This window comes from Marinimicrobium sp. UBA4209 (genome assembly GCF_002381585.1).
GTDB classification, from domain to species: Bacteria; Pseudomonadota; Gammaproteobacteria; order Pseudomonadales; family Cellvibrionaceae; genus Marinimicrobium; species Marinimicrobium koreense.
Map to the genome: position 1 here is coordinate 36,637 of NZ_DFTP01000095.1, position 9,508 is coordinate 46,144.

Sequence of the window (9,508 nt, forward strand, 5' to 3'; positions counted from 1 at the left end):
TATCCGCCCTACGGATAGCACGGGGTCGCGTAGGGCGGATAAGCGCGCAGCGCGCATCCGCCGTTGCTGAACTCGAAAACACCCACCAAAATCAGCTAAAGTTTCCCCCTCCACAGCCGCAATAAAGGTTAGTCCGATGGTAAAAACCACCGATGATGACGACAACCAAGAACGGGGAACCGGTATGAACGCCTACGCTCGTGCGGCACAGAATTACTCTTCCATGAAAGTACAGTCCAGCGCCATGGACGCCTCTCCCCACCGCCTGATCCAGATGTTGTTCGAAGGGGCCCTGGAGCGTATCGCTCAGGCCAAGGGTGCGATGCAGCAGAATCAGGTGGCCCGCAAAGGCGAGCTGATCGGCAAGGCCATCAACATTGTGGCGGGCCTGCAGGGCAGCCTGAGTGATAAGGAAGGCGGCCAGCTCTCGGAAAATCTGGATGACCTCTACGATTACATCATCCGCGCTCTGACCGAAGCCAACTACAAGAACAGTCTGGAGCGGCTGGACGAGTGCGGCCGCCTGCTGGGCGAGCTCAAGTCCGCCTGGGATGGTATTGCCGATCAGGCCCGATAATCATGGCGCTGTCAGCGGTTCCCAACCCCGATTACCATGGGGAAGCCGGGGTAGAGCAGGTGCGCCAGTTGCGTAATGAGCTGGTGCAGGCCCTTCGGGCTGAGGATTGGTGGACGGTCCGTGAGCTGGATCGGGCCTGTGCCGGGTTGGTTGAGCGGGTGATCGCGGCCAACGGTGGCGATGGGACGGCCCTGGTCCGGGCATTGAGTGAGTTGAAGGGTGTTTATGCGAATTTGATTGAGCAGTGCCAGGAGGAGGTTTTGAAGCTGGCGTTGTGAGTGGGGCGGGCCCATTGGGTTGCGAGGGTGCGTTACATTGGGTTACGGCGGATGCGGCCTCCGGCCTTATCCGCCCTACGCGGAGCGCGTGGAGTACGTGAAGCGCGCGGAGTACGCGGAGGTTGGTGCTGTTCTTCTTCTTGACGTTTTCTGCGTCATTTTTTTGTCAATTTGGCCGTTTTGGGATTGCTCCCGGCGGCTATCCCTGCCAGAATCCCCAATAATGTGACACATTTCACATTCTTCGGGCGCTTGTCTTGGGGGCGCCCGGTTTTCCGACGTCTGTCCTGAATCGACAATTATTTGACTCCGGTCGAGGCGTCGGCTATTGGTTTAACAAGGCTAGCGGTTTAGAAAAATGGATAAAGGGCCAACTCGCATGTGGCGTAACACCAATGTTCTGATTGTCGATGATAATGAACAACGGCGCAGGGAGCTCGGAGTCATTCTGGAGTTCCTGGGGAAAACGGTCAGCACCACCGGGTGGGCCGGCTGGCAAGCCGCCCACGAGGACGCTGACGATGCCGATGAGCGGGGTGTCATGGCGGTGTTTCTGGGCGAAACTCCCAAGCCCCGGGAGCTTGAGTCCCAGCTGAAAGACATCCGCGACTGGCAGGACGACGTGCCGGTCATCATGCTGGAGGAGCGCACGCTGCCCGAGTCCGCCGCGCCCGAGCTGGCCCGGATGATCATCGCCAGCATGACAGTCCCCCCCGCCTACAACCAGTTACTGGACACGCTGCATCGCGCCCAGCTCTATCGCCAGGCTCAGCAGGCCAGCCGGCGCCAGCCTACGCGCCGTCCGGTCCACCTGTTTCGCAGCCTGGTGGGCACCAGCCGCCAGATCCAACAGGTGCGCGACATGATGGCCCAGGTGGCGGATAAGGACGTGTCGGTGCTGATCACCGGCGAGTCGGGCACCGGTAAAGAAGTGGTGGCCCGCAATCTGCACTACAACTCCCCCCGGCGTGACAAACCCTTTGTTCCCGTAAACTGCGGCGCCATTCCCGCCGAACTGTTGGAAAGCGAGCTGTTTGGCCATGAAAAAGGAGCGTTCACCGGTGCCATCAGTGCCAGGGCCGGTCGGTTTGAGCTGGCGGAGGGGGGCACTCTGTTTCTGGATGAAATTGGGGATATGCCCCTGAATATGCAGGTGAAGATTCTGCGGGTTCTGCAGGAGCGCTGTTTCGAGCGGGTGGGCAGTAATAAGACTACCAGTATCGACGTGCGGGTGATTGCCGCGACCCACCGGGACCTCGAAACCATGATCAGCGAAGACCGGTTCCGCGAGGATCTGTTCTATCGACTGAACGTTTTCCCCATTGAATTACCCGCTCTGAAAGATCGCTCAGAAGATATCCCGCTGCTGATCAATGAACTGATCTCCCGTCTGGAAAGCGAGGAGCGCGGCTCCATCCGCTTCAATTCCGCTGCCATTCTCTCGCTGTGTCGTCATCCCTGGAGTGGCAACGTGCGCGAGCTGGCAAACCTGGTGGAGCGCATGGCAATCATGCACCCTTACGGCGTGGTGGGCGTTCAGGATCTTCCCGTCAAATACCGCCACGTGGACGTGGTGGAGGAAGATTTTGGTGTGGCCACCGAGCAGGAGGCGCTGAACGGCCAGGCGGGCTATGTCAGCATGAACGATACGCCGCTGTTGCCGGAGCAGGGCATCGACCTGCGCGAGTACATCAACAACATGGAGCGGGAATTGATTCAGCAGGCCCTGAATGATTGCGGTGGCGTGGTGGCCCGGGCTGCGGATCGGTTGAGTGTTCGGCGCACGACCCTGGTTGAGAAGATGCGGAAGTATGATTTGCAGCGTTGATTGAAGTCAGCGGGGGTTGTCGGATTACGCTTCGCTCCGAAACGTCGGACCGATCCGACCTACGGGGCTGCGGCGAATGTTTTCCCGGTACTCGCTGGGGGTCATGCCGGTGGCGCGTTTGAAGCAGCGGTTGAAGGTGGATTTGCTGTTGAACCCCGACTGTTCCATCACCTGCATCATGGAGTCGGGCCCATCCTCGGAAGCAATGATGGATTTCGCCCGTTCGGTGCGAAAATCGTTTACATACTCAAAAAAGTTCTTGTTCAGCCGACGATTGATGATGCTGGACACCAGCTTGCTGGATAATCCCATGGTACTGGCCAGCCGCTCCAGGCTCAGCTCCGGGTCCAGATACAACTGCTGCTCTCGCATTACCTGGTGGATCGATTGAGCCAGGGACGCCTGTTCATCTTCATTCCCGATTGCAACGCTATTGAGCCCCGGCGCTTCGGAGACCCCGCGAAACGTCTGCGACTGGGTCAGGCTGTACACCACCAGTGATGTGATGAAAAAAACGTTGAGGTAGTTGCCCAGCACGCCGGTCAGGTTGGCCATTCCCCGATGTTCAAACAACAGATGGCTCAGATAACTCGTCAGGTACAGACTCCAGATAACCAGAAAGCCGATCACCAGCAGCCGGAGCCACCAGGGGTCCACGCTTTTCAGGTTGGAGTAGCCCTGCTCCAGGTGCCGATGGTAGGTCGCCAATAGCCGATAACTGATCAAGCCGTAAGTAAAGTAGAGGCCGTATTTGACGAACAGGTACAGCTGAAACGGGAGATCGTGGAACAGCACCTCATAGTCATACCTCGCCCGGGCGAAAAACCCCTCGTCGCGCACCAGAAGGTAAAAGGGCAGAAGCAGGGTGATCAGCAATGCGGGCGCGAAGTGCAGGAGTCGGCGTCGACACCAGTTGAAGTCCGAAAACAGCATCGACTTTAGTTTGACGTGAAAACCCACGTCCTTAGGACGTGGTCATGAGTGACAGGCTTGGCCTGTTACGAAAGGTAGGCCCATGTTATATCCGGGTTGAGTTGTCCCCACAACGTCAACCCTTTGAAGAAGGATATAACATGAGCCGTTTCGAGAAGTTAACGCATGTGATCTGGCATTGCCAGTACCACATTGTCTGGGTTCCGAAGTACCGATTTCGGGTGCTGACAGGCCAAATTGGTCAAGAAGTGCACAATTGTGTGCAGGTGTACTCTGCTCGCCTGGGTTGCCAGGTTGTGGAGCTGAATGTGCAAGGGGATCATGTGCACCTTTTGGTGAAAGTACCTCCAAAAGTATCGATCTCCTAACTGGTAGGTGTCGTCAAAGGTAAAAGTGCCCTACGGGTGTTTACCCGGTTTCCGTATTTGAAGCGGAAGCCGTACTGGGGAAATCACTTCTGGGCCAAAGGCTACTGTGTAGACACCGTAGGAGTCGATGCCGAGATGATACGGAAGTATGTAAAGTATCAGGAAAAGCAAGAGCAGCGTCAGATCCAGATGAACCTACGCCGATGAAATGAACTGGGACAACTCTCAGCCAGCCTTCTAAGAAGGCTGGCTTTTGGCCCCCTTATAGGGGGCATAGAGCAATTCCGGGTTCTTAGAACCCGGATGTTTACGTACAGATACAGCGCGGGCGCGGCCATCAGCCCGAGCGGCTTCAGGACGTAGAAGGTGTACAGGTGGTCGCTCAGCCAGCGTGCTTTCAGCGGCTCTGCCCAGTAGATCAGGGTGTCCAGGAAGTCCACGCCCAGCGACAGCAGGAATAACGACAAGAACAGACGTTGGGCTAGCGGGATTTGGGTGATGAACAGGAGTAAAGCGCCCAGCAACAGGCACTCCAGTACGGCCACCACCAGAACGGTGTCGTTCACGCTGAAAATCGGTACGTCCATACGGGGTTTGACCGTCTTTGATGTTATTGCTTTGGCAAAAAGAATAAACAGAATGCCCGGGGTGATCAATACGCCCGGCGGTGAACCGAGAACCCGTCCACAAAAGCGGAGGTGTCAATACCGACCAGGAAGTTGATATCTTTTTTGTAACCAATTGAAAATACTGACTATTTTACCTGGAGTGGCGGTGCTTTTTGGGGGCTCCCGGTGGCACAGGCCACTTTCATGACCGCCCATAAAGTGGGACGACGATGTCCCCGGTCGGGATTAAGGTAAGCGGGACCCATAACCAATAATAGCCATGCGCGAGGTCCACATTATGCGTCTCTACAGTCTGAAACACCGCCTCACCCTCGGGGGAGCCCTGCTTTTTCTGCTCCTGAGCACATCGCTCAGTGCCCAGACCACGGAACTTGCCCGGAACGCCTCTGTTTCTGCGAGCACGGCGGATCTGCCGGCAAGCAACGCCGTGGATGGCGATATGAACACACGCTGGGCCTCGGCGGCACAAACGGATCCGTCCTATCTGACGGTTGATCTCGGCCAGGCCTATGACCTGTCCGACGTGGCGATTCACTGGGAAGCCGCTAATGCGGACACCTACGAAATCCGTGGCTCCAATGACGGCACCAACTGGAGCACCCTGGCGACCCGCACCGGTGGCACCTTCGGGCATCGCACCGACACGGTGGCGGTGAGCGATGAGTATCGTTACGTCCGTATTTTCGGGATATCCCGCAGCCAGGGGAACCAGTGGGGCTACTCCATCTGGGAACTGGAGGTGTACGGCAGTGAGCCCCAAACCGCGCCTGCCGGCTGTGCCGACGGTTGTTTCCAGGAACTGGACGCCACCACCCTGCGAGCCCGCGTCAGCGAGGGCGATATCGTGGACATCCACTACACGGTAAATGGTGGTGGTCAGCAGAATGTCCGGATGCAACAGGACAGCAATGGCTGGTATTACGACCTGCCGAACCTGTTGCCCGGCGATGTGGTCAACGCATCGTTTACGGTGATTGCCGACGGCGTCGGTCGCAGCACCGGTTGGATCAGCCACACCTTCAGTGGCAGCACGGGAAGCAGCAGCTCTTCGAGCAGCTCCAGTAGCAGCGAGCCGAGTTCAAGCAGTAGTGAAAGCAGCTCCAGTTCAAGCAGTGATCAGAGCAGCTCCGAAAGCTCCAGCGTCAGCCAGAGCAGTTCCAGCAGCTCATCGGTCAGCCTTGGCGATATTACGCCGCTGTATGACGCCACCACGACCCTGGAGCCGGTGGTGCAGTACGAAACCGACACCGCGCTGATTACCCGCTTTGCGGATCGGGCCCGGGACCGTCACGCCAAAGAAGATCAGTTCCAGGCCTACGATCATTATCTGAGCTTTTACTGGGAGGATCGTACTGCGGCCATTGAAATCATTGACGAGGTCGCAAAGGGCGGCGATACCGTGCGGATGAATGTGCGCACCGAGTTTATGCTCAGTAATACCGAGGCCGAAAATCGCTGGTTCTATCGGGGTGTGGGTACCGTGGCCGAGTATTGCGACAACGGCACCATGGTGGTGGTCGACAACCTGAATTACTACAAAGAGCGCAGCCATAACTGCCGTGAAGGCCGTCCGATTCAGGTCGGCGACAAACTGGAGTTTGAGATCAGCCAATTCCTGGATGCCAGCGTGCCCAATGGCCGTGCGAACTACTACGGCACCACTTACCTCTATATCGTGGGCGAGGGGCTGGTGCCTTGGGACGTCGGTGGCTCCACCCCGTTCGGTGGCGTGAAAGACTCCTTCAAAATCCCGGAGCACGCCTGGTTGGGTGGTGATACCACCATTCACGAAATGACCTCGGGTGAAACGGACAACCATTTTATGCAGATGGCGACCAACCTGGGCTATGACAATGGTCAACCCTTCGTTCGTGGTCGGCGGGTATTGCATACCTCCTTTGACGATGGTCGCCACGACGAGCGTCCGATTGAAAATCCCGTCTTCAACGACATGGTGGGCCTGGCAGGGCCTCACTACATCAACGACAGCTGTGCCGGTTGTCATGAGCGCAATGGTCGGGCGGCCCCGGCGCCGGTGGGCGAACCGCTGGATAAGTGGTCCTTTAAGGTTGCGGCGGATGACGGCTCTCCGGACCCGGACCTCGGGCAGGTTCTGCAGTCGGAGACGAGCGACGGTGCAACCAGCGAGGGCACCGTGTCCATCGCTTACTGGACCGAAGAGAACGGCCTGCGCTCACCCAACTACCAGTTTAGCGGTGCGGTGCCCGACCGATTCTCCGCGCGTATCGCGCCCAATCTTGTGGGTATTGGTCTGCTTGAGGCCATTCCCGAATCCGCGATTCTGGCTCAGGCCGACCCGGACGATGCGGATGGTGATGGTATTTCCGGTCGCCCCAGCCGTGTGCTGGACCCGGAAACCGGCGATACCCGACTCGGACGCTTTGGTTGGAAAGCGGGTACCGTTAGCGTCAAACACCAGTTGGCCAGCGCCTTCAACACCGATATGGGTGTGATGACCTCGGTGCTGCCCGAGCCGGATTGCGGGGCCAATCAGACTGACTGCGGCAGTACGGGCAGCGAACTGGCCGACGAGCATCTGGATGATCTGGTGAAATACATTGCCCTGCTGGGTGTTCGCCCGCAGCGCAACTATGATGATCCGGCGGTGCAGAATGGCGAACAGCTGTTCGATACGGTCGGCTGTGCGGGATGCCATACACCCAGCTACCAGACCAGCGAGTATCATCCGTTGGCGGAGCTGCGCGATCAGACCATTTACCCCTATACGGACATGTTGCTGCACGATATGGGGCCGGGTTTGGCGGATAATCTGGGCGAAGGTGAAGCCACTGGGTCCGAGTGGCGCACGCCGCCTTTGTGGGGCCTGGGTCTGTCGGCCTGTGTGACCGGCGGTGTGGAAAACCCCACAGGTGGTCAGGGTAACGAGGTCTGCACGCCGGAGCACAGCTATCTGCACGACGGTCGCGCTCGCTCCGTAGAGGAGGCGATTTTGTGGCACGGTGGAGAAGGGCAGGCGGCGAAGAATGCTTATCAGGCGTTGTCTGCCTCGGATAAGCAGGACTTGCTCAGCTTCCTGAATTCGCTTTAATACGGGATCGCTTTGGGGTTGTCGGATTACGGCCTTTGGCCTAATCCGACCTCTCATAACTCAGTCAAGTCCCTTTATTTAATCATTTTACCTGCCTGTTGGGCACACGAGTCTGCTGGCATTGCCTGAGTCGTTGACGCACATGCCGGTGGTACTCGTGTGTTTAGCCTGTGTGCCAGCTCGAAGGCCTCCCGGATGAACGTCCATGGGGTCAACCGAACCTCTCGCATCGGATGTCCGCCTGGCGGCATCAACTCAGTTACCTTGGGTATCGCGTTCCATGGATCATCCCGCGGGCTGCCTCTTGACTACTTAGGAGCCTCAAGACTGGGCTAGAGGTCGGATCGAAGGTCAGCCCGAAGGAAGACTCGTTGCCAGCGTGTTACGGCTGGATTAACTCATTGCTCGCTCCTGTTGCTCGTCTCTGTTCGTCCTCATCGGTCGACTCGGTGGTGCTTATGCCACTTCGGCCCGGGGTGGCTCGGCAAAGAGCTTGGCCGGATCGAACCGCTTGCCTTGAGCCACATGCCACAGCGCCTTGGCCAGCTTGCGCATCAGCGCGATGATCAGTTTGCCCTTGGGGCCTCGGTGTCGGGCCAGCTTGGCGTCATACCAGGCTCTGGCCGGGCCTGATTGACGTATCAGGCGAAGGGCGGCGAAGTACAGGTAGTGGCGCACCACCCCGGGCCCTCGCTTGGTCAGCTTCAGCTGCCCTTTGTGTTTGCCGCTGGAGCGCTCTTTGAGGTTCAGCCCCGCCGCTTTCAGATAGCTGGCCGCACGCGGGTAGTCATTGGCCGAACCCAGGGCACAGTAAAGCACCACCGCGCTGTTATGGCCCAGTGCCTCGGCCATCCAGGCCAGCTCCCGGGTGTGCTCGACGTGCTCGGACAGCGCTCGCTCCAGCTCGCGGGACTGCGCCCGTGTGTCCAGCATCTCCTGGGCCAGGGCCCGGATGAGTTCGTGTTCGGTCTCGACCACCGGCACGCCCAAGGTCGTGGCGGCACTGCGCAGCAGGCCTTCGCGCTTGGACGTCTTAAGCATGTGCCCACCGACTCGGCGCAGCAGTCGGTCCGCCTGCTCCGGCTGTGCCGTCACCCGAACCGGGTCGCCGTACTCGGCCAGCAGGTGCAGCAAGCTGGCGCTCTGCAATGTCAGCCAGCACAGCGCCTCCGGCCAGTGCCGGGCCAACAACGCTTCGAGCCGATTCAGTGCCCGCTGGTGGCGCTCCTGTACCTGCTCCAGCCGATTCAGTAAGGCTCGCAGAGCTCGACGCGCTTCACTCGGCTCGCGCCAGCGCTGACTGATGCCATCCAGGTGCAGCCGGCCGATCAGGTAAGCCGCCTTGGCGTCGTGCAGGCTCGGGACCCCGTCATACACTTCAGCGGCGTCGTGCACCCGCTTGGGGCTGACCCGGTAGATTTCGGCACCCAGAGCTCTCAACTGGTAGCGCAAGGCGTCGCCATAGGTACCGGTCGGCTCCATGACCGCCTCCAGGCGCTGAGCCTTGAGGTTCGCCAGTTCCCGCAGCAGGGCCGGGCTCTGTTGCGGATGCTCCCAGCGGATGGTCTTCAGAACCGTCCGGTCCGGCTTCATCAGCGCCACGTAGAAGTCCTTCTTGGCCACATCAATCGCCAGAATCAACCGCTCGCCCGCCGTCTGCTCACGCAGTTGATCCCAGTTCACCTTCTGGAAATTTTGGGCACGATAGTTATACTTGCGCATAAGGGGACACCTCCAATGCTCTCGGTTCTTCGCACCTTGCTGTTACAGCAAGTTACCGAGTTATGAGGGTCCCCTTTCTTTTTTCTACCTTATAACTGACTAC

7 protein-coding genes and 1 pseudogene are annotated in these 9,508 nt (G+C 58.7%); 5 read left to right on the forward strand and 3 right to left on the reverse strand.

The window, feature by feature from the left end:
* Nucleotides 1-136: 136 nt before the first annotated feature.
* From fliS to B3187_RS14170, 3 genes are all read left to right on the forward strand, one after another.
* Nucleotides 137-577 carry a flagellar export chaperone FliS gene (gene fliS, locus B3187_RS14160; protein ID WP_286807132.1) on the forward strand — a complete coding sequence of 147 codons (441 nt, stop codon included), beginning with the start codon at nucleotides 137-139 and terminating at the stop codon, nucleotides 575-577.
* Nucleotides 578-579: 2 nt separating this feature from the next.
* Nucleotides 580-855, forward strand: coding sequence for a hypothetical protein (locus B3187_RS14165; protein WP_286807133.1), 276 nt, complete (start codon nucleotides 580-582; stop codon nucleotides 853-855).
* A gap of 379 nt (nucleotides 856-1,234) precedes the next feature.
* A complete protein-coding gene (locus B3187_RS14170; protein ID WP_286807134.1) occupies nucleotides 1,235-2,683 on the forward strand; it encodes a sigma-54 dependent transcriptional regulator in 1,449 nt (482 codons plus the stop codon).
* 24 nt (nucleotides 2,684-2,707) lie between these two features.
* On the opposite strand, the gene B3187_RS14175 is transcribed toward B3187_RS14170, so the two are convergent.
* Nucleotides 2,708-3,616, reverse strand: a complete 909-nt coding sequence (locus tag B3187_RS14175; protein WP_286807135.1) for a helix-turn-helix domain-containing protein — start codon at nucleotides 3,614-3,616, stop codon at nucleotides 2,708-2,710.
* A gap of 140 nt (nucleotides 3,617-3,756) precedes the next feature.
* Between B3187_RS14175 and tnpA the strand changes: the two are divergent.
* Nucleotides 3,757-4,191 (forward strand): annotated as a pseudogene (tnpA, locus tag B3187_RS14180) (IS200/IS605 family transposase).
* Here tnpA and B3187_RS14185 read toward each other — a convergent pair.
* Nucleotides 4,164-4,571 (reverse strand): hypothetical protein, encoded by a 408-nt coding sequence (locus B3187_RS14185; protein WP_286807136.1) that lies wholly within the window; start codon nucleotides 4,569-4,571, stop codon nucleotides 4,164-4,166. The pseudogene tnpA and the gene B3187_RS14185 sit on opposite strands and share 28 nt — an antisense overlap.
* Nucleotides 4,572-4,890: 319 nt before the next feature.
* Here B3187_RS14185 and B3187_RS14190 point away from each other — a divergent pair, with 319 nt between their 5' ends.
* Nucleotides 4,891-7,683: a di-heme oxidoredictase family protein gene (locus tag B3187_RS14190; protein ID WP_286807137.1), complete on the forward strand. Its 2,793-nt coding sequence runs from the start codon at nucleotides 4,891-4,893 to the stop codon at nucleotides 7,681-7,683.
* Nucleotides 7,684-8,139: 456 nt separating this feature from the next.
* On the opposite strand, the gene B3187_RS14195 is transcribed toward B3187_RS14190, so the two are convergent.
* Nucleotides 8,140-9,405, reverse strand: a complete 1,266-nt coding sequence (locus B3187_RS14195; RefSeq protein WP_265365638.1) for an IS110 family transposase — start codon at nucleotides 9,403-9,405, stop codon at nucleotides 8,140-8,142.
* Between the last annotated feature and the right edge of the window lie 103 nt (nucleotides 9,406-9,508).

Bases quoted from the DNA above. Each gene is read 5' to 3' on its own strand.
- B3187_RS14175 (WP_286807135.1), bottom strand. From the start codon at position 3,616: ATGCTGTTTTCGGACTTCAACTGGTGTCGACGCCGACTCCTGCACTTC.
- B3187_RS14195 (WP_265365638.1), bottom strand. From the start codon at position 9,405: ATGCGCAAGTATAACTATCGTGCCCAAAATTTCCAGAAGGTGAACTGG.
- fliS (WP_286807132.1), top strand. From the start codon at position 137: ATGGTAAAAACCACCGATGATGACGACAACCAAGAACGGGGAACCGGT.
- B3187_RS14170 (WP_286807134.1), top strand. From the start codon at position 1,235: ATGTGGCGTAACACCAATGTTCTGATTGTCGATGATAATGAACAACGG.
- B3187_RS14190 (WP_286807137.1), top strand. From the start codon at position 4,891: ATGCGTCTCTACAGTCTGAAACACCGCCTCACCCTCGGGGGAGCCCTG.
- B3187_RS14185 (WP_286807136.1), bottom strand. From the start codon at position 4,571: ATGGACGTACCGATTTTCAGCGTGAACGACACCGTTCTGGTGGTGGCC.
- B3187_RS14165 (WP_286807133.1), top strand. From the start codon at position 580: ATGGCGCTGTCAGCGGTTCCCAACCCCGATTACCATGGGGAAGCCGGG.